Source organism: Mycobacteroides sp. LB1 (assembly GCF_013449725.1).
GTDB lineage: Bacteria > Actinomycetota > Actinomycetes > Mycobacteriales > Mycobacteriaceae > Mycobacterium.
Genome location: NZ_JACCFF010000001.1, coordinates 15,804 through 37,868, shown reverse-complemented (window position 1 = coordinate 37,868; position 22,065 = coordinate 15,804). Strand labels below are relative to the sequence as shown.

At 64.6% G+C, this 22,065-nt stretch carries 22 protein-coding genes; 15 read left to right on the top strand and 7 right to left on the bottom strand.

Annotation, left to right across the window (positions count from 1 at the left end; all coding sequences use genetic code 11):
- Positions 1-304: 304 nt before the first annotated feature.
- The gene (locus tag MLB1_RS00205; protein ID WP_180747762.1) at positions 305-1,147 is read left to right on the top strand and encodes a DUF3097 domain-containing protein; all 843 of its coding nucleotides are present in this window, start codon (positions 305-307) and stop codon (positions 1,145-1,147) included.
- A gap of 31 nt (positions 1,148-1,178) precedes the next feature.
- A complete protein-coding gene (locus tag MLB1_RS00200; protein WP_180747761.1) occupies positions 1,179-2,531 on the top strand; it encodes a replication-associated recombination protein A in 1,353 nt (450 codons plus the stop codon).
- Positions 2,532-2,593: 62 nt separating this feature from the next.
- Here MLB1_RS00200 and MLB1_RS00195 read toward each other — a convergent pair whose 3' ends face one another.
- Positions 2,594-3,214, bottom strand: coding sequence for a hypothetical protein (locus tag MLB1_RS00195; RefSeq protein ID WP_180747760.1), 621 nt, complete (start codon positions 3,212-3,214; stop codon positions 2,594-2,596).
- A 350-nt stretch (positions 3,215-3,564) separates the two neighbouring features.
- Here MLB1_RS00195 and alaS point away from each other — a divergent pair, with 350 nt between their 5' ends.
- The 5 genes from alaS (at position 3,565) to MLB1_RS00170 (ending at position 10,047) form a co-directional block, all read left to right on the top strand.
- Positions 3,565-6,240, top strand: coding sequence for an alanine--tRNA ligase (alaS, locus tag MLB1_RS00190; RefSeq protein WP_180747759.1), 2,676 nt, complete (start codon positions 3,565-3,567; stop codon positions 6,238-6,240).
- A 17-nt stretch (positions 6,241-6,257) separates the two neighbouring features.
- Positions 6,258-6,779 carry a Holliday junction resolvase RuvX gene (ruvX, locus tag MLB1_RS00185; RefSeq protein ID WP_180747758.1) on the top strand — a complete coding sequence of 174 codons (522 nt, stop codon included), beginning with the start codon at positions 6,258-6,260 and terminating at the stop codon, positions 6,777-6,779.
- Entirely contained in the window at positions 6,776-8,062 is a 1,287-nt protein-coding gene (gene mltG / locus MLB1_RS00180) for an endolytic transglycosylase MltG (RefSeq protein WP_180747757.1), read from the top strand. Before ruvX ends, mltG begins: the two co-directional genes overlap by 4 nt.
- Positions 8,059-8,889: a shikimate dehydrogenase gene (locus MLB1_RS00175; protein WP_180747756.1), complete on the top strand. Its 831-nt coding sequence runs from the start codon at positions 8,059-8,061 to the stop codon at positions 8,887-8,889. The genes mltG and MLB1_RS00175 overlap by 4 nt, the downstream gene beginning before the upstream one ends.
- Before the next feature lie 144 nt (positions 8,890-9,033).
- Positions 9,034-10,047 (top strand): diiron oxygenase, encoded by a 1,014-nt coding sequence (locus MLB1_RS00170; RefSeq protein WP_180747755.1) that lies wholly within the window; start codon positions 9,034-9,036, stop codon positions 10,045-10,047.
- Here MLB1_RS00170 and MLB1_RS00165 read toward each other — a convergent pair.
- Both MLB1_RS00165 and MLB1_RS00160 read right to left on the bottom strand, forming a co-directional pair.
- Positions 10,030-10,779 carry a TetR/AcrR family transcriptional regulator gene (locus MLB1_RS00165; RefSeq protein WP_371750534.1) on the bottom strand — a complete coding sequence of 250 codons (750 nt, stop codon included), beginning with the start codon at positions 10,777-10,779 and terminating at the stop codon, positions 10,030-10,032. The two genes, MLB1_RS00170 and MLB1_RS00165, sit on opposite strands and share 18 nt — an antisense overlap.
- 9 nt (positions 10,780-10,788) lie before the next feature.
- Complete coding sequence (locus MLB1_RS00160; protein WP_180747754.1) at positions 10,789-11,577, bottom strand: methyltransferase domain-containing protein; 789 nt, start codon at positions 11,575-11,577, stop codon at positions 10,789-10,791.
- Between the two features lie 37 nt (positions 11,578-11,614).
- Between MLB1_RS00160 and MLB1_RS00155 the strand changes: the two genes are divergently transcribed.
- The 5 genes from MLB1_RS00155 to aroQ all read left to right on the top strand — a co-directional run bounded on the left by MLB1_RS00155 (position 11,615) and on the right by aroQ (position 15,516).
- Positions 11,615-12,055, top strand: a complete 441-nt coding sequence (locus MLB1_RS00155) for an A24 family peptidase (RefSeq protein WP_180747753.1) — start codon at positions 11,615-11,617, stop codon at positions 12,053-12,055.
- A 66-nt stretch (positions 12,056-12,121) separates the two neighbouring features.
- On the top strand, positions 12,122-13,327 hold the full coding sequence (gene aroC, locus MLB1_RS00150) for a chorismate synthase (RefSeq protein WP_180747752.1): 1,206 nt from the start codon (positions 12,122-12,124) through the stop codon (positions 13,325-13,327).
- Positions 13,324-13,980, top strand: coding sequence for a shikimate kinase (locus MLB1_RS00145; RefSeq protein ID WP_180747751.1), 657 nt, complete (start codon positions 13,324-13,326; stop codon positions 13,978-13,980). The genes aroC and MLB1_RS00145 overlap by 4 nt, the downstream gene beginning before the upstream one ends.
- Positions 13,973-15,094, top strand: coding sequence for a 3-dehydroquinate synthase (gene aroB, locus MLB1_RS00140; RefSeq protein WP_180747750.1), 1,122 nt, complete (start codon positions 13,973-13,975; stop codon positions 15,092-15,094). The genes MLB1_RS00145 and aroB overlap by 8 nt, the downstream gene beginning before the upstream one ends.
- Positions 15,091-15,516 carry a type II 3-dehydroquinate dehydratase gene (aroQ, locus tag MLB1_RS00135; RefSeq protein ID WP_180747749.1) on the top strand — a complete coding sequence of 142 codons (426 nt, stop codon included), beginning with the start codon at positions 15,091-15,093 and terminating at the stop codon, positions 15,514-15,516. The genes aroB and aroQ overlap by 4 nt, the downstream gene beginning before the upstream one ends.
- Here the strand turns inward: aroQ and MLB1_RS00130 are convergent.
- Entirely contained in the window at positions 15,509-16,063 is a 555-nt protein-coding gene (locus MLB1_RS00130) for a B-4DMT family transporter (protein ID WP_180747748.1), read from the bottom strand. The genes aroQ and MLB1_RS00130 overlap by 8 nt on opposite strands.
- Positions 16,064-16,095: 32 nt before the next feature.
- Between MLB1_RS00130 and MLB1_RS00125 the strand changes: the two genes are divergently transcribed.
- Genes MLB1_RS00125 through nusB form a run of 3 tightly spaced genes read left to right on the top strand, consistent with a single transcriptional unit; the run spans position 16,096 to position 18,269 of the window.
- The gene (locus MLB1_RS00125; RefSeq protein WP_180747747.1) at positions 16,096-17,241 is read left to right on the top strand and encodes a Xaa-Pro peptidase family protein; all 1,146 of its coding nucleotides are present in this window, start codon (positions 16,096-16,098) and stop codon (positions 17,239-17,241) included.
- A gap of 13 nt (positions 17,242-17,254) precedes the next feature.
- Positions 17,255-17,818 (top strand): elongation factor P, encoded by a 564-nt coding sequence (gene efp / locus MLB1_RS00120; protein ID WP_180747746.1) that lies wholly within the window; start codon positions 17,255-17,257, stop codon positions 17,816-17,818.
- Positions 17,811-18,269, top strand: coding sequence for a transcription antitermination factor NusB (nusB, locus tag MLB1_RS00115; RefSeq protein ID WP_180747745.1), 459 nt, complete (start codon positions 17,811-17,813; stop codon positions 18,267-18,269). The genes efp and nusB overlap by 8 nt, the downstream gene beginning before the upstream one ends.
- Before the next feature lie 5 nt (positions 18,270-18,274).
- On the opposite strand, the gene MLB1_RS00110 is transcribed toward nusB, so the two are convergent.
- The 3 genes from MLB1_RS00110 to MLB1_RS00100 all read right to left on the bottom strand — a co-directional run bounded on the left by MLB1_RS00110 (position 18,275) and on the right by MLB1_RS00100 (position 22,030).
- On the bottom strand, positions 18,275-19,675 hold the full coding sequence (locus tag MLB1_RS00110; protein ID WP_180747744.1) for an AarF/UbiB family protein: 1,401 nt from the start codon (positions 19,673-19,675) through the stop codon (positions 18,275-18,277).
- A gap of 319 nt (positions 19,676-19,994) precedes the next feature.
- Positions 19,995-21,155: a 2Fe-2S iron-sulfur cluster-binding protein gene (locus MLB1_RS00105; RefSeq protein ID WP_371750533.1), complete on the bottom strand. Its 1,161-nt coding sequence runs from the start codon at positions 21,153-21,155 to the stop codon at positions 19,995-19,997.
- Positions 21,152-22,030 carry a metal-dependent hydrolase gene (locus MLB1_RS00100; protein WP_180747743.1) on the bottom strand — a complete coding sequence of 293 codons (879 nt, stop codon included), beginning with the start codon at positions 22,028-22,030 and terminating at the stop codon, positions 21,152-21,154. Before MLB1_RS00100 ends, MLB1_RS00105 begins: the two co-directional genes overlap by 4 nt.
- Positions 22,031-22,065 lie beyond the last annotated feature (35 nt).

Here is a 22,065-nt window from a genome sequence, read left to right as displayed (position 1 = left end):
CAGAACTGCAGGTGCAGCAAGAGCTAGGACAACAAGCTCTACAGCTTGGCAGTGATCCCAGAACCAACGCATAGTCAACTCGCGCCATGTCGAAGCAAATAGCCGGACAATATCCCCCGAAGATTAGCTGGCCGTATCGGGCCGTGAGTGACTCACCCGGGTGCTGAGAGCTAACGCCCGTGCGGTTGGGCTCCCTCAGGCCATAACGCCACCCGCACCCACGCCCATGTGGACCCGGTCACGGTCTAGAAACGAAGGCGCGTCGTAACCCGATGCGGCGCGGACGCATTCCTAGGATCGCCGGGTGGCTGATCGCTATGGCATCGACATCTTGTCCAACAACCCGCACACCCCGCGGCGTCCGCAATCCACGGAGGTCGCGGCGATAAAGGGCCTTGTTGTGGAAGACGCCCAGACAGGGTTTGTGGGTGCGGTGGTGCGCATCGAATACGGCCGGATGGATCTGGAGGACCGGCACGGCCGCGTCCGCGGATTTCCGGTGGGCCCGGGATACCTCATCGACGGCAAGCCGGTGATCCTGAAAGAGCCACTGCGGCACACACCCGCCAAGTCGACCACGTCGGCCTCGGGATCTGTTGCGGTACACGGCCTTAAGGCGCGCACAGCGTTGGCCAGCCGAATCTACGTGGAGGGGCGTCATGACGCCGAGCTCGTCGAGCAGGTGTGGGGTCACGACTTGCGTATCGAGGGCGTTGTCGTGGAGTACCTGGGCGGGGTGGATGACTTGGCCGCCGTCGTGAAGGAATTCCAGCCCGGCCCGGGGCGGCGGCTCGGAGTGCTGGTCGACCACCTGGTCAAGGGGTCGAAGGAATCGCGTATCGCCGAAACAGTGCAAAAGGGTCCGTACGGCGAGCACACCCTGGTGGTGGGCCACCCGTTCGTCGACATCTGGCAGGCGGTGAAACCGGAGCGGATCGGTCTGCACGCCTGGCCCAACGTGCCGCGGGATATCGAATGGAAGCACGGCATCTGTCAGGCGCTCGGCTGGCCGCATGGCAGTCAGACCGAGATCGCCGAGGCCTGGCGCAAGATACGGGGCAAGGTGCGCACCTGGACGGATCTGGAGCCCGCCCTGATCGGCCGGGTCGAGGAACTGATTGATTTCGTGACGCAACCTGCCAGCTGAACAAGTCGGTATGACGTGGTAAGCCTGAGACGTGTCAGACAGCCTGTTCGACGTACCGGGGGGCGCTTTCAGCTCGGCTCCTAGCGCCCCAGGGGTGCCACCCAACGCGCCTCTCGCTGTCCGGATGCGTCCCGCCTCCCTCGACGAGGTGGTGGGGCAGGGGCACCTGCTTAAGCCGGGCTCGCCGTTGCGCCGGCTGGTCGACGGGTCCGGCGCGGCGTCGGTAATCCTGTACGGGCCCCCTGGTACGGGGAAAACAACTCTTGCGTCGCTGATTTCGGGTGCCACCGGGCGCAGGTTTGAGGCGCTCTCCGCGCTCTCCGCCGGTGTGAAAGAGGTTCGCGCCGTTATCGACACGGCCAGGCGGGCCGCGGTACACGGTCAGCAGACGGTGCTGTTCATCGACGAGGTACACCGGTTCTCCAAGACGCAGCAGGATGCGCTGCTCGCGGCCGTCGAGAACCGGGTGGTGCTGCTGGTGGCCGCCACCACCGAGAATCCCTCCTTTTCCGTTGTGGCGCCGCTGCTCTCGCGCTCGCTGATACTGCAGTTACTACCTCTGGGCGACAACGATATTCGCGAGGTGCTGTCCCGGGCGATCGCCGATGAGCGCGGGCTCGGCGGCGCGGTGGCCGTGGATCCCGAGGCGCTGAGCCTGCTGGCGCAGCTCGCCGCGGGCGACGCACGGCGGGCGCTGACCGCCCTGGAGGTCGCCGCCGAAACAGCGGGAGGGGCGGGCTCAGTCATATCGGTCGAGGTGGTCGAGCAGTCCGTGGATCGGGCCGCAGTGCGCTACGACCGCGACGGCGACCAGCACTACGACGTGGTGAGCGCCTTCATCAAGTCGATTCGCGGCTCCGATGCGGACGCCGCATTGCACTACCTTGCGCGCATGCTGATCGCGGGGGAGGACCCGCGCTTCATCGCCCGACGGCTGATGATCCTGGCCAGCGAGGACATCGGGATGGCCGACCCGACCGCGTTGCCCATGGCGGTGGCCGCGGCGCAGACGGTGCAACTGATCGGGATGCCGGAAGCGCAACTAACGCTGACCCACGCCACTATCCACCTCGCGACGGCGCCCAAATCGGGAGCGGTCCCTGCGGCGCTGGGGGCCGCAATGGGTGACATTCGCGGGGGGAAGGCCGGTTTGGTGCCGCCGCATCTGCGCGATGGCCATTACAGCGGGGCCGCAAAACTCGGTAACGCCGTCGGATACGTGTACCCGCACAACGACCGTGACGGCGTCGTGGCCCAGCAGTATCCGCCAGATGAGTTGGTGGGCGCCGATTACTACCAACCCACCGATCACGGCAACGAACGCGAGATCGGGACTCGGCTGGAGAAGCTGCGAGCCATCATTCGGCGTGGGCTCAAGCGCTGACGTGCTGGTCGCGACGTGGCCGCAGTGTCGGCACGAGGGCTTTACCTGGCGCGTGTCGGGGTTCAGGCCATTTCGGGCACCCGTAGGTGGGCGATGGCGAGCTCGAATTCGCCGGTGTCGAGTTCCTCGACGCCGGCCTCGCGCATCGACCTGATCTTGAGCTCGGTCGCCTGCTCCCGGTTCCGATCCAGCGCTTCGCGGCTGTCGAACGACTCTGTGGAGACTCCCCGGCCACCTCTGCGGTCGACGAGCAGACTGGCGCTGCAGAATCCCTCGAGCTCCTCGATCTGCGACAAGGCCGAGGACTTGTAGAACTCGACCCCTTGGTCCACGGCTTCGGGCGCGATTTTCACCCACGTCGCCCGCACGCATGTGCCCTCGTGTGCGCGGTGGTCGCGGTGCAGGACGGCGATTTCCCATTGGTCGACGCTGACATCTCCGCCGAAGGTCTCGCTGGCCCGTTCGCGCAGCGATGCGGCTTTCTCGGTGCTCGTGCGCATCGCGTCCTCGGTTTCCCATGCGCTGGTAGCGACGCAGCGGCCCGACTCCCGGTCGACCAACAGCGACAGGCCGACGTAACCGCCCATTTCCTGGAGTGCCGGCATGACCTCATCACGAACGTAGGCAATTCCGGCATCGATCGACGAAGAGTTTGCCTGGATTGTGGTAGAGCGTGCGTACACGATCCACCTCCCTTATGTCGGGGCCGCGCCCCGGTGGCGCCGCCGAACCAACCTCCAGCTTCCTCCTGCACAGCATGCGATTCAATGGATTGTTCGTGATCTATTGAAGCGCTTCCTATGTTGGATTCATGGATCCCGACCTACTCGATGTCGACACGTCGAGGGGAGAAATCGTCGGCCTCACCGACGCGGTATGAGGCCTTCCGCGGCGCGGCGCAGACTGCCCCCGCGGAGCCGAACTGACCGCGCACAACTGGCCGGCAACGCCACCTGACCTTGGCGTATACCGGCAGTAGGTGAGTGCCCCGGTAGGATGACCCGGTCAGATTCCCGAGTAACGCAAGGACGAAATGCAGACACACGAGATCCGGAAGCGATTCCTGGACCACTTCGTGAAGGCGGGCCACACCGAGGTGCCGAGTGCCTCGGTGATCCTCGATGACCCCAATCTGCTGTTCGTCAACGCCGGCATGGTCCAGTTCGTGCCCTTCTTCCTGGGACAGCGCACGCCGCCGTACAACACGGCCACCAGCGTCCAGAAATGCATCCGTACCCCGGACATCGACGAGGTGGGTGTCACCACCCGGCACAACACCTTCTTCCAGATGGCCGGGAACTTCTCCTTCGGCGACTACTTCAAGCGTGAGGCGATCCGGTTCGCCTGGACGCTGCTGACCAACCCCACATCCGAGGGTGGCTACGGTTTCGATCCGGAAAAGCTTTGGGCCACCGTCTATCTCGACGACGATGAGGCCATCACGCTATGGCAGGAAGAAGCCGGGCTGCCGCTGGAGCGGATTCAGCGCCGCGGCATGGCCGACAACTACTGGTCCATGGGCATCCCCGGCCCGTGCGGTCCGTGCTCGGAGATCTACTACGACCGTGGCCCCGAGTACGGCATCGAGGGTGGTCCGGAGGCCAACGAGGACCGCTACATCGAGATCTGGAATCTCGTGTTCATGCAGAACGAGCGTGGCGAGGGTACGTCCAAGTCGGACTTCGAGATCCTCGGGCCGCTGCCGCGCAAGAACATCGATACCGGTATGGGCGTGGAGCGCATCGCGTGCCTGCTGCAGGGCGTCGACAACGTCTACGAAACCGACCTGGTGCGACCCGCCATCGACTGTGTGGCGGCGGTTGCCCCGCGTGGATACGGGCAAGGCAGCCACGAGGACGATGTGCGCTACCGCGTCATCGCCGACCACACCCGCACGGCGGCGATCATCATCGGCGACGGGGTCAGCCCCGGTAACGAGGGCCGCGGCTATGTGCTGCGCCGCCTGCTGCGCCGAATTGTGCGCTCCACCAAGCTGCTTGGCGTCGAGCAGCCCATGATGAGCGAGCTGATGATCGTCGTGCGTGACGCCATGGGTCCGTCGTACCCGGAACTGGTCACCGACTTCGAACGGATCAGTCGCATCGCCGTCGCCGAGGAGACCGCGTTCAACCGCACCCTGTCCTCCGGCTCGAAGTTGTTCGAGGATGCGGCGGAAAAGACGACGGCGTCCGGGGCTTCCCGGCTGTCGGGTACCGATGCATTCACCCTGCACGACACCTTCGGTTTCCCGATCGAGCTGACCCTCGAAATGGCGGCCGAGGCCGGGCTTTCGGTGGATGAGGACGGCTTCCGGGATCTGATGAACGAGCAGCGGCAGCGCGCCAAGGCCGACGCCGCGGCCCGCAAGCACGCTCACGCCGACCTAACGGCGTACCGCGAGCTCGTCGACGGGGGTCCTACCGAGTTCACGGGATTCGACGAATTAGATTCCCAGGCCACAATTCTGGGGATCTTCGTGGATGGTGCACGGGTGCCGGTCGCCCCGGCGGGCGCCGAAGCGGAAATCGTGCTGGACCGCACCCCGCTGTATGCCGAATCCGGCGGCCAGATTGCCGACATCGGATCCATTCGTGGAGACGGGGCGAACGCGATATCGCAAGCCAAGGTCTCCGATGTCCAGAAGATCGCCAAAACCCTGTTCGTGCACAAGGTCACGGTGGAATCCGGCGAGTTCGTCGAGGGCGACCACGTGGTGGCCTCGGTGGATGCGCAGTGGCGTCACGGCGCCACCCAGGGCCATTCGGGCACCCACCTGGTGCATGCGGCGCTGCGACAAGTACTGGGGCCCAATGCCGTTCAGGCGGGCTCGCTGAACAGGCCCGGATACCTGCGTTTCGACTTCAGCTGGCAGGGCGCGCTGTCGGAGGCACAGCGTCAGGAGGTCGAGGACGTCGCCAACAAGGCCGTCGAGGCCAACTACGCCGTCAATACCTACGTCACCGATCTGGAGCGGGCCAAGGGTATGGGCGCCATGGCGCTGTTCGGCGAGAACTACGGCGACCGTGTGCGCGTCGTCGATATCGGCGGACCGTTCTCGTTGGAACTGTGCGGTGGCACCCACGTGGCGCACTCCTCGCAAGTCGGTCCCGTGACGCTGCTCGGTGAGCAGTCGGTGGGCTCTGGTGTCCGCCGCGTCGAGGCCTACGTCGGACTCGACGCGTTCCGGTACCTGTCGAAAGAACGCGCATTGATGGCGGCGCTCTCCTCGAGTCTGAAGGTTCCCACCGAGGAGGTTCCGGGCCGGGTGGCCACCCTCGTGGAGCGGCTCAAGGTTGCCGAAAAGGAATTGGAGCAAACGCGTTTGGCCTCGGTAAGGGCCTCCATCACGACATTGGTGGATAACGCCGAACGCATCGGAGACACCACCGTGGTGGCGCACCGGTTGCCCGACGGCACCGGTGCGGGCGATCTGCGCAGCCTGGTGGGCGATATCCGCGGCCGACTCGGCAGCGATCCGGCCGTTGTCGCGTTGATCGCCGCCGGCGACGGCTCGGTGCCCTTCGTGGTATCGGTCAACCAGGCCGCCCAAGATGCCGGGCTGCGTGCCAACGACCTTGTGGGCGCTATCGGCCCGGCAGTGGACGGCCGCGGCGGCGGCAAGCCCGATACGGCACAGGGTTCGGGTAAGAACTCCGTCGGTATCGACGCGGCGCTCGGCGCGCTGCGTGAACAGATCCGCCGGGCCTGAACGTAGTGCCCGACAGCGTGGATGACCCGCTCGCGGGAAGACCGACAGGCGACGCCCCCACCCCGGATCGTCCTGGCCCCGATGATCCGGGCCGAGGCCGTCGTCTCGGCGTCGACGTGGGTACCGTCAGGATTGGGATCGCGTCGAGCGACCCCGATGGAATTCTTGCCACTCCGGTCGAGACCGTTGCGCGGGATACCAAGGAAAGCAGTGATTTTCGGCGGATCACGGACCTGGTCGCGGAGATGAGCGTGGTGGAGGTTGTCGTTGGCCTGCCGCGCAACCTGCGCGAGGGCACCGGGGCGTCCGCGCGGGATGCGGCCGGATTCGCCAGCGAGCTCGCTGAGCGGATTGCCCCAGTGCCGGTGCGTTTAGTAGACGAGCGTTTCACTACCACCACCGCGCAGCGTTCCCTGCGTGAGGCTGGAGTACGGTCTCGTCAGCAGCGGGGCATCATCGACCAGGCGGCAGCGGTGGCCATTCTGCAGGACTGGCTTGAGCAGCGGCGTCGGCGCGGCAATGAGGGGGGTACGCGTTGAGCGACTGGGACGATCACGACAGTCGTGAGAACCATGACGACGAGTGGTCAAGCGGCCGCCGAGCGGCGCCGGTCGCGGTCGGTCCCCGGCCTCGGGAGAGCCGTCGCGAACGTGCCCGGCGTAGGGCCGCAGCCCGACGTCGGCGCAACGCCGGGCTGCTGGGTCTGGCGCTGGTCGTCATCGTTACGGTCGCTGCCGTGGTCGGCGGAGCCAAGTTGTGGGACAGCCTGTTCGGCGCCGACAGCCCCGTCACCGACTACTCGGGTTCAGGGGTCAAGGACTTCGTGTTCGAGGTGCACAGCGGGGACACCACCAAGGTCATCGGGCAGCGTCTGAAGGAAGAGGGAGTGGTAGCCACTCCTAGTGCGTTCACTGATGCGGCCCAAGGAAATCAGACCATCGCGTCCATCCAGCCCGGCTTCTACAAACTGCGTACCAAGATCCCCGGCAAGGCCGCCGTCGCACGCCTGGCCGAGCAGGAGAACAGGGTCGGGCTGCTCGTCATACCCGAGGGGCGTCAGCTCGATGACGTATCCGCGGTGGCCAATGGTGCTGTCACCGAAGGCATCTTCACCCTCATCGCTCGTGCCTCGTGCGTGGACCTCGACGGGGACAAACACTGTGTTGCCGCTTCGGACTTACGGCAGGCCGCCTCGACGGCGCCGCAGTCGGAGCTAGCCGTTCCGGAATGGGCGTCCAACGGCGTCAACGCCGTGCGCGACGATCATCGCCGCATCGAGGGGCTTATTGCCGCCGGGCGGTGGGACTTCAACCCGATGGCCGAGCCCGAGCAGATCCTGGCATCCCTGATCCGTGAGAGCAGTGCGCAGTACGAGCAACTGGGGCTCCTGAACGCCGACGCGGCTGGGTTGTCGCCCTATGAGGTGCTGGTGGTCGCGTCGCTGCTGCAGCGAGAGGCCAAACCGCGCGATTTCGCCAAGGTGGCGCGGGTCGTCTACAACCGGCTCGCGGCACATCAGAAGCTGGAATTCGACTCCACGGTGAACTACCCGTTGGACCGGCAGGAAATCGCGACCACCGACGACGACCGTGAACGTAAGACGCTGTGGAATACCTATCAGTCACAAGGGCTTCCGGCGACCCCGATCTCTTCGCCCAGCCCGGAGGCACTGCGAGCGGCCGAGCATCCGGAGCCGGGGGACTGGCTCTACTTCGTCACCATCGACGCCGAGGGCACCACATTGTTCACAGCCGACTACAACGAGCATCTGGCCAATATCGAGCTGGCCAAGAGGAACGGCATCCTGGACAGTGCGCGATGAGCACGTCGGGTGACGCACCTGACGCTCGCCGCGCCGCGGTATTGGGATCGCCGATCGGGCATTCCCGGTCACCCGACCTGCACCTGGCGGCGTACCGCGCGCTGGGTCTGACCGGTTGGACCTACGAGCGGATCGAATGCACGGCCGAGCGGCTGCCCGATGTGGTCGGAGGCTCCGGGCCTGAGTGGGTGGGTTACTCGGTGACCATGCCCGGAAAGTTCGCCGCGCTGAATGTTGCCCTGAGTGCCACTGAGCGCGCCCGGTCGATCGGTGCGGCCAACACGTTGGTGCGAACAGAAGGCGGTTGGCACGCCGATAACACCGATGTCGACGGAGTGTCCGGGGCACTGGGTACTGCCGGGATCGATCCGTCGGGACAACCGGCGGTGATCGTGGGTGCCGGGGGCACCGCTCGTCCGGCGATCGTGGCTCTTGCCGAAATGGGCGCGCGGTCCCTGACCGTGGTGGCTCGTGATGCGGGCCGGGCGCGGGGCGCTCGTGAGCTCGCGGAGCGAATGGGCCTCTCTGTCTCGGTGATCGGCTTCGATGACGGCGCGCTGTCCTCGGTGTGCGAGTCGTCCGGAGTGTTGGTGAGCACCGTGCCCGCAGAGGCTGCCGCCCCGTTCGCGCCGTCGCTCGCCGCAGCGCCCGCGATTCTTGACGTCATCTATCACCCGTGGCCTACCGAGCTGGCCGCCCTAGCGCAGCGGCGCGGTGCGGTGGTCGTTGGTGGGCTTGAGATGCTGCTCAATCAGGCCTTTACCCAGGTAGAGCTGTTCACCGGGCAGTCGGCACCCCGGGAGGCAATGGCCGCCGCGCTGCGCTGATCTCTTATTACCGCGTCTGTGCCGCCCGAGTCTGGATATCGGACCCCCACCTGCGGCAATGAAATTTGTGGGACTTTCGGTCCCATGAGGCCTTGCGTGGGATGCTCCGTCCCATTAAATTGGAGGCAGTTGGAGGAGGAAGCAATGCCGCTGTTCACCGTCCCCAAGTCGGGCGCATTCGATGACGAGTACCTAATGACACTTCGCACCCTCTCAGAGGGTTCGGTGCGCCTGCACTTCGATCCGTTCCAGGACATCGACTGGGATGCCCCGGACTACCAGATCGACCGCAACGATCCCCGCTGGGTACTGCATCCCGAACTCGACACGCTCGGCGGAACCCAGTGGTACCGGAACCAGCCGCTGGAGCGTCAGATCGAGATCGGCCGCTGGCGCCAGGCCAACGCCATCAAGGTCGGGCTTGCCTTCGAGAGCATCCTGATTCGCGGCATGATGCAGTACCTCATGAAGCTGCCGAATGGCTCACCTGAGTTCCGCTACTGCCTCCACGAGATGACCGAGGAGTGCAACCACATCCAGATGTTCCAGGAGCTCGTCAACCGTATCGGTGACGACGTTCCCGGTATGCGTAAGTGGTTCCGTCGGGTCTCGCCGATGATCGGTGTGCTGGGTGGATGGGCCCATGTGGTTCTCTTCATCGGCATTCTCGGTGGCGAGGAGCCCATCGACCACTATCAGAAGTCGTTGATCCGCAGCGATGTCGCCATGCCGCCGGCGGTCAAGCGGGTCATGCAGATCCACGTCGCCGAGGAAGCGCGCCACATCTCCTTCGCGGGTGAGTTTCTGCGCGTACATGTTCCGCTGATGAGCGCGCGCAAGCGGGTCCTCTGCACCATCCTCTTCCCACTCGCCATGCGCTGGCTGGCCGGAGAGATCATGACCCCGCCGAAGTCGTTCGCCACCGAATTCGACATTCCGCGTGAGGTTTTCAAGGAGGCCTTCTGGCGCGGCGAGCATGCGCGCCAGACGCTGTCCGGGTATTTCGGTGATATGCGCAAGCTCACCGAGGACATCGGTATGCGTCCCTGGTGGGTACGTCCGCTGTGGAAGCTGCTGCGCATCGACGGCCGTCCGTCGCGGTATCGCAGCGAGCCCGACCGTTCGCACGCGAGCACGCCGCTACTGGTGGGCGCCTGACAGTACGGCGAGCGCGGCCATGAGTTCGGTCTGCGGGTCCATGGACAGGCCCACCGAACGGGCGGCTCCGTCCAGCACATACCAGACGTAATTGGCGAGATCCTCGACGATTTCGGTGCGATTGCGCACTGGTTCGGTTTCCCGTAACCACCGGGAGAGGGTTCCTTCGACCATCGTCACGACTGCGTAGGTGACCGATTCAAAGGGGCTGTAATCGATCCCGAGCAGTTCGGTGATCGGGATCAAGACTCCTCGGACACGCTGCTCCATCCGGACCTTGACCGTGCTGATGGCATCGACGGCGGGGTCCTCGTCGGTGGCGCCGGAGCGCATGAATTCGTAGCGATGCGGGTAGTCGGTCATCCAATCCAGCACGGCCCGAATGGTTCTGGTGGCAATATCGTCGATCGAACCCCGGGTGACGTCGAGCTGCGACGAGATGGACGTATCGAAATCCTCGAGCAGATGTGAGCGGATGCGGCGATCGAGATCCTCGCGCCCCTCGAACTGCCGGTACACCACGGATTTGGCCAGCCCGGCTCGCTTAGCGATCGACTGCACGGGAATCTCGGTGCCGGGCGGCGTTTCATCGAGCAGCGCGACGGCGGACTCCACGATGCGGGTCTGCCGGGCCGAGTTGTGCCGTTCCCAGCGTGCCTCGTGTCCGGTCAGTACACGGTGTGAATCCGCCTCCCCACGTGCGAGTGGCTCATCGGTGCTGGCCTGGGACACCGGCTGAGTCTATCGACCCGTTTCCGGCTTGGATGCCACACAGAAGATCCGGCGGAATCCGAAAGGTGTCACGGCACCGGATGGCGGGTATGCCTGACGCAACAGTGCGGCATATTCCTCCTCGAATTCGGCGAATTCATCGGCCGAAAGCGCCGAGATCACGGGCCGTAATCCGGTGCCGTGTACCCATCGCAGCACCGGGTCGTTCCCTTCGAGCAGGTGCACGTATGTCGTTTCCCAGGCGTCCGGAACCAGGCCCGCGGAAATCGCCAGGCGCGCATAATTTTCGGCCCCGTCGCTGCTCTCCTCACCGCGCAGCACGCCGCCCAGCCGTGACGCCCATCGCGAGGATTCGGCGACCTGGCGCATGAGCGTATGAGAGGGCGCGCCGAAGTTGCCCGGAACCTGGAAAGCCAGCGAACCACCAGGATTGAGCTGCTGCGCCCACGCGGTAATGAGTTCGCGATGCTGCGGAAGCCATTGCAATGCCGCATTTGTGAACACCACATCTATTCCGTCGGCCCGGAAGTTGGCGATATCGCCCTGTTCGAGGCGAAGATTGGCCGGCAGATCCGCGGGGGCGGTAGCGAGCAGCTCGGCAGAGGAATCCAGTCCCAGCACCGCTGCATTCGGCCACCGGCGCGCCAATTCGACGGTCAAGATCCCACTGGCACAACCCAAATCGACGACGGTACGAGGGGTCGAGGCAGGGATACGGAAAAGAAGCTCATAGAACGGGCGACTGCGTTCATCTCCGAATCGGCTGTATTCCTGAGGGCTCCACAATGTAGTCGTCACTACTCCGAATGTAGCCTCGCGGCGCTACATTCCCCACATGAATTACGGGGTGGGGGTAATGGTGCTGTGCTGGATGACGGCGCTGTCGTACTTCGATATCAGGTATCGCAGGCTGCCGAACTGGCTCACTCTGTCTGCGGCCGCGGTGGTTGTCGTGGTGGCGATGCTTGATCGCAACCCGACGATGGTGGTGGGTGCGGTGGCGCTGACCGGTCTGTACCTGATCGCACACCTGTTATCGCCGCGCGCGATGGGAGCGGGGGACGTGAAGCTTGCCTTCGGCACCGGTGGCTTATCGGGGGCGTTCGGATTGGACGCGTGGTTCCTGGCGGCGATCGGTGCGCCGCTGTTGACCGGCCTGATCGGTCTGGTGCTCATGACTATCGGCCGTCGAAAGACATCCGTGCCGCACGGCCCCTCGATGTGCTTGGCGACCGCCGTCGCGGTGGGGTTGTCCACCGTGACGCCGGGCATCTGACAAAGAACGGTCCACTGTCCCGATCGATTTGGAGGACCGACCTGCCCGCATGGGACAATGGTGCACGTGTTGCGTTGGATCACGGCAGGTGAATCGCATGGACGCGCGTTGGTCGCGGTCTTGGAAGGCATGGTCGCCGGTGTCGAACTGACATCGGAGGACATCGGTAGGCAGCTGGCGCGTCGCCGCCTGGGCTACGGCCGAGGCGCGCGCATGGCCTTCGAGGCCGACCAGGTCACCGTGCTCGGTGGTGTGCGGCATGGTCTGACCTTGGGTGGTCCGGTGGCGATCGAGATCGGCAACACCGAGTGGCCCAAATGGGAGACCGTGATGTCTGCGGACCCGGTGGACCCTGCCGAGCTGGAGAACATCGCGCGCAACGCGCCGCTTACCCGCCCGCGCCCCGGCCACGCCGACTACGCAGGCATGCTCAAGTACGGATTCGACGATGCGCGCCCCGTGCTCGAGCGCGCCAGCGCGCGTGAGACGGCGGCCCGTGTCGCGCTCGGCACCGTCGCCAAGGCCTTCCTGAAGCAGGTATTGGGTGTCGACGTCATCTCGCATGTGATTTCCATCGGCGATTCCGAGCCATACGACGGAGCGGTTCCCGGTGCGGCCGATCTAGTGGCCATCGACGCCAGCCCGGTGCGGGCGTTCGGCGAACAGGCTGAGTCCTCGATGATCGCCGAGATCGAGGCCGCCAAGAAGGACGGCGACACCCTCGGTGGAGTTGTCGAGGTGGTGATCGCCGGACTGCCGGTCGGTCTCGGCTCGTTCGTCAGCGGTCATGACCGCCTGGACAGCCAGCTCGCGGCCGCCATCATGGGAATCCAGGCCATCAAGGGCGTCGAGATCGGTGACGGGTTCACCACCGCGCGCCGCCGCGGGAGCGCCGCCCACGACGAGATTTACCCCGGCCCCGACGGCATCCTGCGGTCGACCAACCGCGCCGGCGGTTTGGAAGGCGGTATGACCAACGGTCAGCCGCTGCGGGTGCGCGCTGCGATGAAACCCATCTCCACGGTCCCGCGCGCGCTGGCGACTGTCGACATGGCCACCGGTGACGAGGCCGTCGCGATTCACCAGCGCTCGGATGTGTGCGCGGTTCCGGCCGCTGGTGTGGTCGCCGAGGCGATGGTCGCGCTGGTGGTGGCCCGCGCGGCGCTGGAGAAGTTCGGGGGAGACTCCCTCACCGAGACCAAGACCAATGTCGGGACGTACCTGGATGCGGTGGCGCAGCGAGAGCCACGCCGGGAATCATCCACGGGATGAGCCCCAAAGCCGTCCTCGTCGGGCTGCCCGGATCGGGTAAGTCCACCATCGGCCGTCGGCTCGCAAAAGCGTTGAACGTCGACGTCTACGACACCGATACCGGCATCGAGACCGAGGCCGGGCGGACCATCGCCGACATCTTCGCCACCGACGGAGAACCGGAATTCCGACGTATCGAGGAATCGGTGATTCGGCAGGCGTTGGATCAGCAAGGCGGAGTGGTTTCGCTGGGGGGTGGCGCCGTGCTTACCCCGGGAGTTCGTGAAGCACTCGCCGGGCACACCGTGGTGTATCTGGAAATCAGTGCCACGGAAGGGATTCGGCGTACTGGAGGAAGCGTGGTGCGTCCGCTGCTGGCCGGGCCCGATCGTGCCGAGAAGTATCACTCGCTCATATCCCAGCGGGTGCCGCTGTACCAGGAGGTTGCCACCATCAAGGTGAACACCGATAGGAGAAATCCCGGTGCGGTGGTGCGGATGATCGTCTCCCGGCTGGAGAACCCCGACTCGGGCACAGCGCCAGGCTCGTCACGGCGACGACGCCCCCGTCGACGCCCCCGTTCTCGGCGCCGCGCTTCGAGCATCACCGCCACGACTCAAACACCAACCGACACGTCCGGAACCGAAACCAAGGAAAGAGCCGACAATGACTAGCGCCGACCCGACGACGATCACCGTCGAGGTGAATCCGCCCTACCCGGTCATCGTGGGGACTGGTCTGCTGGGTGAGTTGGTGGACGCACTCAAGGGCGCCGACAAGGTGGCGATCCTGCATCAGCCCACCCTCGCCGTCACCGCCGAAGAGATCAGAAAAACTTTGGCCGAGAACGGAATCGATGCGCACCGGGTTGAGATTCCAGACGCCGAGGATGGCAAGGACCTGGCCGTGCTCGGCTACATCTGGGAAGTGCTGGGCCGGATCGGAGTCGGACGCAAGGACGCCGTCGTCAGCCTCGGGGGAGGGGCCGCCACCGATACCGCGGGCTTCGCGGCGGCCACCTGGTTGCGCGGGGTGAAGGTGGTGCACGTGCCCACCACACTGCTCGCGATGGTCGACGCAGCCGTCGGCGGAAAGACAGGTATCAACACCGAAGCAGGGAAGAACCTTGTCGGCTCGTTCCACCAGCCGGGGGCGGTGCTGGTGGACCTGGCGACCCTCGACTCGTTGCCGCGCAACGAGCTAGTCGCCGGTATGGCTGAAGTGGTGAAGGCCGGATTCATCGCCGACCCCGTCATTCTCGATCTCATCGAGGCCGACCCACAGGCCGCGATCGACCCGTCCAAACCGGTGCTCCGCGAGCTCATCGAACGTTCCATCGCCGTGAAGGCCAAAGTGGTGGCGGCCGACGAGAAGGAGGCCGAGCTGCGTGAGATTCTCAACTACGGTCACACCCTCGGTCATGCCATCGAGAGGCGCGAGCGGTACCGGTGGCGCCACGGCGCGGCGGTGTCGGTTGGTTTGGTCTTCGCCGCCGAACTGGGACGCTTGGCCGGACGTTTGGATGACGAGACCGCCGATCGTCACGCGCAAGTGCTGTCCGCGCTCGGGCTGCCGACCCGCTACGACGCCGACGCGCTGGGGCAGCTCATCGAATATATGCAGGGCGATAAGAAGACCCGTTCGGGCATACTGCGTTTCGTGGTGCTCGATGGGTTGGCCAAACCGGGACGGTTGGAAGGCCCTGATCCGTCGCTGCTGGCCGCCGCCTACTCGGTTGTGGCAGGACCGGCTCAGGCTGACAGTCAGGGTAAGGGGACGTTGTTGTGACGATTCAGGTGCTCAACGGCCCCAACCTGGGTCGCCTCGGCAAGCGCGAGGCCGCGGTGTACGGCAGCGTCACCTACGACGAGCTGGTCTCGCTCATTCAGGCCGAAGCAGCCTCGTTGGGTGCGGATGTTCAGGTGCGACAGACCGATAGCGAAGCCGAGTTACTCGGCTGGATTCACGATGCCGCCGACGCGAAAGATCCGGTGATCCTGAACGCCGGTGCGTTCACCCATACGTCGGTCGCCCTCCGGGACGCGTGTGCGGAGCTGACCGCCGGACTCATCGAGGTACATATCTCGAATGTGTATGCACGCGAAGAGTTCCGGCATCACTCGTACCTGAGTGCGCTGGCCACGGGCGTTATCGTCGGGCTCGGCGTGCAGGGATACCTGCTGGCAATACGGTATCTAGCGGCTACTTAACGTTCGCTTCTTCCTGAACCGCCTGGAACACATCGGTATCTGACTGCTGCAGAGCGGCATGTTCCTTTTCCTTGCGGTCCACGAGCAGCCGGCCTACGAACACGCCGGCCATGGCGGGCGCGAACACCACGAGCGCCACGAACGCTGCGGTCGTGGTGAGTTCGGCGAGGATGCTCGCGGCGTAGATTCCGTGGTTGAACAGGCTGATCAACCAGACCACCAGGCCACTAACAACCCCGGCGAAAATGCCGGCGAGCAGCCACCACATGGCGAGGTCGTCTCGGCGGTCCGGGTCGGGGTTACGTTGGGCGTCGCTGCGGCCGTCCGTGAGCGCCCATGCGACCACCGCCGCGATGAACACAATGAGCAGCACCAGGTTGATGGCGGTGCCGTGGTTTTCCCACACGCTGAGGGCCAGTCCCTGCACCACGCGGGTCAACACCATCAGGATGGCGAAGACGGCGCCGCGGGTGAGCCATTGTGTGGTCAAAGTACGTGTGGTCGATGAGCCGCTTGCGCGAAGAGCATCGGATTGAGCTTCGGGCATGGGCCCAGCGTATCGCGGTAGCGTCGACACCTGTGAAGAGTGATGAGCAGCTTGCGCGAAGAACCTCGGGTGCGGCCCTCAGCCATATCGACCGCAGAGAGCGGCTGCGCGAGGGGCTGCGCGCCGATGGGCTCGATGCGCTCTTGGTCACCGATTTGATCAATATTCGCTATCTGACGGGTTTTACCGGGTCCGCTGCCGCGCTGTGGGTGGCTGCCGATGATGACAGGTCGAGGGAGGACGCCACCGTGCTGTGCACCGACGGCCGGTACCGCACCCAGGCCGCCGCGCAGGTGCCCGATCTGCGCGCTCTGATCGACCGCAAGTACGGCGCGGCGTTGGTTGCAATGGCCGGTTCGAGCCGAGCCGGGCGTGCGGGATTCGAAAGCCATGTGGTGACCGTCGACGGATTCGACAAGCTGGAGCAGGCGTCTGGGGATGTTGAGTTCGTAAGGGCACCGAACCGCGTCGAGAAGCTGCGTGAGGTGAAAGACGATTCCGAGGTGCTCTTACTCGAAAGGGCTTGTGCCGCTGCCGATACTGCATTGTCAGCGTTGATCGACACCGGCGGGATTCGGCCTGGGCGTACCGAGCGTGAAGTGGCACGCGACTTGGAGAACCTCATGTGCGAGCACGGGGCCGATGGCCCGTCCTTCGAAACAATCGTCGCTGCCGGATCACACTCGGCGATCCCGCATCACCGGCCCACCGACGCAGTGTTGGCCGCCGGCGACTTCGTCAAACTCGACTTCGGTGCGTTGGTGGGCGGGTACCACTCGGATATGACCAGAACCCTTGTGCTGGGTTCGGTGGCCGCCTGGCAGCGCGAGATCTACGACTTGGTGCTGGCCGCGCAGGGGGCGGGGCGGCAGGCACTCGCGCCCGGGGTGGCACTGAAGGATGTGGATGCCGCCGCGCGCGATCTCATCGCAGCTGCCGGATACGGCGAGAACTTTGGCCACGGCCTTGGGCACGGGGTGGGTTTGCAGATCCACGAAGCACCAGGCATCGGATCCGCAGCCACCGGTACACTGCTTGCTGGCTCGGCGGTGACAGTCGAGCCAGGGGTCTACCTGCCCGACCGGGGCGGAGTCCGGATCGAGGACACGCTCGTGGTGCGGCCCGACGGGCCGGAGCTGTTGACCCGGTTCCCCAAGGAACTCACCGTCATTAACTGAGGAGACAAAAGACGTGGCTTCAACCGCCGATTTCAAGAACGGCCTGGTGCTCAACATCGATGGTCAGCTGTGGCAGATCATCGAGTTCCAGCACGTGAAGCCAGGTAAAGGTCCGGCATTCGTGCGGACCAAGATCAGGAACGTGCTCACGGGCAAGGTCATCGACAAGACGTTCAATGCCGGTGTCAAGGTGGAGACCGCGACGGTCGACCGCCGCGACACCACCTACCTGTACCGCGATGGTGACTCTTTCGTCTTCATGGACAGCCAGGATTTCGAACAGCACCCGCTGTCACCGGAGCTTGTGGGCGACGCATCCCGCTTCCTGCTAGAGGGCATGACCGTCCAGGTGGCGTTCAACGAGGGTGCCGCGCTGTACATCGAGCTCCCGACCACCGTCGAACTCGAAGTAAGCCACACCGATCCAGGCCTGCAGGGCGACCGCTCCAGTGCCGGCACCAAGCCGGCGACCATGGAAACCGGTGCAGAAATCCAGGTTCCACTGTTCATCAACACCGGTGACCGGCTCAAGGTCGACTCTCGCGATGGCAGCTATCTCGGCCGCGTGAATGGCTGATACCGGCAAGCCCGCAAAGGGTGGTCGCCGCAAGGCGCGCAAGCGGGCCGTGGACCTGCTGTTCGAAGCCGAAGCACGGGATATGACGGCTGCGGACGTCGCCGACGAGCGCAAGGCCTTGGCCAAGTCCAAGCCCGAGATAGAGCAGCTCAATTCCTATGCCGTCACAGTGGCCTATGGAGTGACGGAGCACGCCACCCATATCGACGAGCTCATCTCCTCGCATCTGCAGGGCTGGACGCTGGCCCGACTGCCCGCGGTGGACCGCGCCATCATGCGCGTGGCCGTCTGGGAACTGCTGCACGCTCAGGATGTTCCCGAGGTCGTCGCCGTCGACGAGGCGGTCGAGCTGGCCAAACAGCTCTCCACCGATGATTCACCCGCCTTCGTGAACGGAGTGCTGGGTCAGCTCATGCTGGTTACCCCGCATATCCGGGGGAACGCGGAGTAGCGCGATCAATTGTCGATACCTAACGCGCTGGCCAACTGAGGCGGGATCTTCGGCTCGGCGAAGTCCGGATACCAACGGATCACGATGTTGCGCAAGGCAATTTCGGCCTCCAACTGGCAGGCCACCCCGACGAAACCGGCAATGGTGCGGAACATCATCACGTGCTCGGTAGGGATTTCGAGCACTGCGCCACCCAGGAAGTCCTGGCCGCGCGCAAGCCCGGGGATGCGTGCGGCGTGCTGCTGTAGCCAGTGGCGGTCGAATCGAAAGAGCGGCGACCAAAGCGGCTCGGCGAATGGGCCGAAATAAGCCAGTAGATCCTCGGGCTTCACCGGTACGCCGGTCCGGCTGAATCCGGCTTCCTGCATCGCGGAGTTCACCTCGTCGAGCACGAGCGCTCTCAAGTCGTCGGGTAGTTCGCTTAGCTGTGCCTGTTCAGCGAGCTCTGCCTGTCTGAGGGAGTCGAGGTACCCCAGTGCGCTGCGATGCACCGCGGTGACAGCGCCGAAGTCCAGCACTGCAAGCCGGCCATCAGAGGTGAGCTGATAGTTCCCGGGATGCGGGTCGGAGTGCAATAGTCCGAGACTGGACATCGACGCGCCACAGAATTCGAACAACAGCGCTGCAGCGGTGTTCCTCGATTCCTGATCGCCTCGCTGAATGATGTCGGCGAACGAACGACCCGTGACCCACTCGGTGACTAGAACCTTGGGTGCGGAGGCTACAACTTTGGGTACCAGAAACGCCTGGCTGCCGTTGAATGTCGAGGCGAACGTGCGTTGGTTTTCTGCCTCATGGCGGTAGTCGAGCTCCTCGGCCATCCGTTTTCGCACCTCGGCAAGCATCGGTCGGATAGCTATCCCGGGAAACACCGGATCTAGGAGGCGACTCATTTGGCCGATCCTCCGCAGATCCGACTGGAGGGCTGCGTCGACTCCTGGGTACTGAACCTTTACCGCCACGATCCGGCCGTCGTGCCAGCGCGCGCGGTGCACCTGACCGATGCTGGCCGCGGCGACCGGCTCATGGTCGAATTCTGTGAACCGCTCCCGCCAGCGCTGGCCGAGTTGTTCGGCCAGCACGCGGTGTACCTGTCTGATCGGGATGGAGGGTGCCGACGCCTGTAGCCCCGTCAACGCCGCTCGGTATGGCTCGGCGTACTGGTCGGGTATCGCCGCTTCGAAGATGCTCATCATCTGGCCGAACTTCATTGCGCCGCCCTTGAGTCCGCCGAGCACGGCAAAGAGCTGTTCCGCATTACGGGCGGACCATTGCGTAGCGATGGCCTCCGTATCACCTCCGGCCAGTCGGCGTCCCCATCCCACGACGGCGCGCCCCGCGGCGCCCAATGGCACGCTGGCCAGCTTTGCGCCGCGACGCACCGAACCGCGCGCGATCTCGCTCATGTCGACATTATGCGTCGGCACTGGAGGTGTTAAGGGTGTATGTGGAAACTATCGTGTACCAATTTGTGGCGCCTCGGGTAGTTGTCCGACCAAGGCCGCTCATACGGACACGGTAACCGAGCACTGATTACGCGAGAGAGCGACGCTGATCAAACACCCATGCTCAGAAGGGCTCTCAAGGCCTTGTGTCAGATCGTCTAGCGGGCGTGCTGTCCCGAAGTTGCGCCGCTACACCATCCGAATTGGAGTCCGGGAAGCCTTGCCAACGAACGTCTTTGAGCGCTTCGCTTCGGGAATGGGGTCCCATGGCTCTAGGCCGTCAGAGGTCGATGGTGAGCTCGCCGTTGCCCGAGCGGTCGGCGCAGCGGGATACACAAGTCAGCATGGCCCCCACGCCTCGTTCGGAGGCGGTGAGCAAGGTGTCGCGGTGGTCGACTGCACCTGAAACGACTTTCACCTCGCAGGTTCCGCAGAAGCCTTGTTTGCAGGAGTACGCAGCGTTCGGATCGCTCCGCAGAATGGCCGCCAGCGCACTCTCGTTGGGGGACACCGTGATCCGTTCGCCGCTGCGGGCCAGGACCACCGTGAACGCTGCTCCATCCACTACCGGTGGGGCGGAGAACCGTTCGTAGTGGAGTTCTACATCGTCGCGGTCGATCAATGCTGTGCGCATGAGCTCGAGCATTGGTACCGGGCCACAGCAGTACACCGCGGTGGCCCCGGGGATATCCCCGAGAAGGTCTGTGGCGGTGGGCAAGCCGTGCTCGTCGTCGGTGCGTACGGTGATCTTGTCCCCGAAGATCTTGAGTTCGTCGAGGAATGGGATCGAGTCGCGGCTGCGCCCGGTGTAGACCATCGACCAATCCAGCCCGAGCCGTTCTGCGGTCATCAGCATCGGCAGTATCGGCGTGATGCCGATGCCTCCGGCCACAAACCTGAGTCGGCGGGCGGGGGACCCGTGGCCTGGCACGGCCATCGGCAGTCCGTTCCTCGGCCCCTTAACCCTTATCAGGGACCCGGTATGCAGCGTGTCGTGCACCTCGATTGAGCCCCCGCCACCGTCGGGCACCCGGCGCACGGCGATTCGGTAGCTGTCTCGGGTGGCAGGATCGCCGCAGAGCGAGTACTCCCGCATGCGGCCGGACTCGAGCAGCAAGTCCAGATGTGCGCCGGCCGTCCATGGCTCCAGCTCACCGCCGTCCGCGGCGGACAGGGTCAGTGCGACGACGTTCTCGTCTTGTGCGACGACCTCGCGCTTAATGACTCGCATCGTGCGTATCCGGTTGACCTCAGGGGCCTTTCCGGTCTTGGCCAGTCGCGCAAACAGGCTCAGCCATAGTGTCGCCGCGGCACCGCCGACTACCAGCAGTGGATCGCGCGAGTATTTTCCGCGTAAGCCCGGGGGGGCCTTCGCGATTTCGGTGTCCGGAGGCAGGAAGTACGACCCGCCGGGGTGTGTTGCTGTGGTGCCTGTGCTCACAATGCGGCGCTTCTCGCGGCGGGCGAGGCCGCCAGGTAGGCGACCGCCTGAGCGGTGGATCCAACCTCCTCGGGATGGAAGCTGGGCCGGAAATAACTGAGCGTTGAGGTGACCAAGAAGCCGAGCTTGGGTAACAACCCACGTCGTGCGGCCCTGAAGTACTCGATCCAGACCCGGGGATAGGAGTAGTTGATGGACGGATCCTCGCGAAGGATCAAGAGCGCACCGCGATGGACCAACACGGATAGTCCGATGATCGACAAGATCATGGCCCGACATCGCTGGAAGTAGCTGGCATGGAAGTAGTTCGCCACATCGTGAGCGACGCTGCGATGTTCCATCTCCTCCGCGCCGTGCCACCGCAGAATGTCGGTCATCGTCGGGTCGGCGCCGTGTTCGGTCCAGGTGGCATTCAGTGCGAAATCTCCGAGCACTGCCGTGTAATGCTCGATGGCCGCGATCAGCCATAGGCGCTGGATCAGGTCGTTGTAGCGCACCCGCGCCGATCGTGTTTTCCTGGGCGCCAGCACCTTACGGAACAGGTATTCGGCATGACGCAGGTAGGGCGCGGTGTTGATGCCGCGCGCCTCGAGGAAGTCGCCGACTGCCTTGTCATGCACCTCGGCATGCATGGCCTCCTGGCCGATGAAGCCGCGCATATCGTGAGCGAGCTTCTCGTCCTTGACGTATGGCAATGCTTCAGCAAACGCCTCGCAGAACCATCGTTCCCCTTCGGGGACCATGATGTGCAACACGCTGAGCGTGTTGGAAGCGGAGGGCTCGTTCGGAATCCAGTGCAACGGGGTGTCACTCAAATCGAACGAAACATTCCGGGCACGTATCGTGATGCCCTGTGGCTCATGAATCGATGTCATGAAAAACGCCTTTCAACACTGAAAAAGCGACCAGA

What these genes read in the sequence shown, in the direction of transcription:
- alaS (WP_180747759.1), top strand. Translation starts at nt 3,565, where the DNA reads ATGCAGACACACGAGATCCGGAAGCGATTCCTGGACCACTTCGTGAAG.
- MLB1_RS00175 (WP_180747756.1), top strand. Translation starts at nt 8,059, where the DNA reads ATGAGCACGTCGGGTGACGCACCTGACGCTCGCCGCGCCGCGGTATTG.
- MLB1_RS00170 (WP_180747755.1), top strand. Translation starts at nt 9,034, where the DNA reads ATGCCGCTGTTCACCGTCCCCAAGTCGGGCGCATTCGATGACGAGTAC.
- MLB1_RS00155 (WP_180747753.1), top strand. Translation starts at nt 11,615, where the DNA reads ATGAATTACGGGGTGGGGGTAATGGTGCTGTGCTGGATGACGGCGCTG.
- MLB1_RS00145 (WP_180747751.1), top strand. Translation starts at nt 13,324, where the DNA reads ATGAGCCCCAAAGCCGTCCTCGTCGGGCTGCCCGGATCGGGTAAGTCC.
- aroB (WP_180747750.1), top strand. Translation starts at nt 13,973, where the DNA reads ATGACTAGCGCCGACCCGACGACGATCACCGTCGAGGTGAATCCGCCC.
- MLB1_RS00130 (WP_180747748.1), bottom strand. Translation starts at nt 16,063, where the DNA reads ATGCCCGAAGCTCAATCCGATGCTCTTCGCGCAAGCGGCTCATCGACC.
- nusB (WP_180747745.1), top strand. Translation starts at nt 17,811, where the DNA reads ATGGCTGATACCGGCAAGCCCGCAAAGGGTGGTCGCCGCAAGGCGCGC.
- MLB1_RS00110 (WP_180747744.1), bottom strand. Translation starts at nt 19,675, where the DNA reads ATGAGCGAGATCGCGCGCGGTTCGGTGCGTCGCGGCGCAAAGCTGGCC.
- MLB1_RS00100 (WP_180747743.1), bottom strand. Translation starts at nt 22,030, where the DNA reads ATGACATCGATTCATGAGCCACAGGGCATCACGATACGTGCCCGGAAT.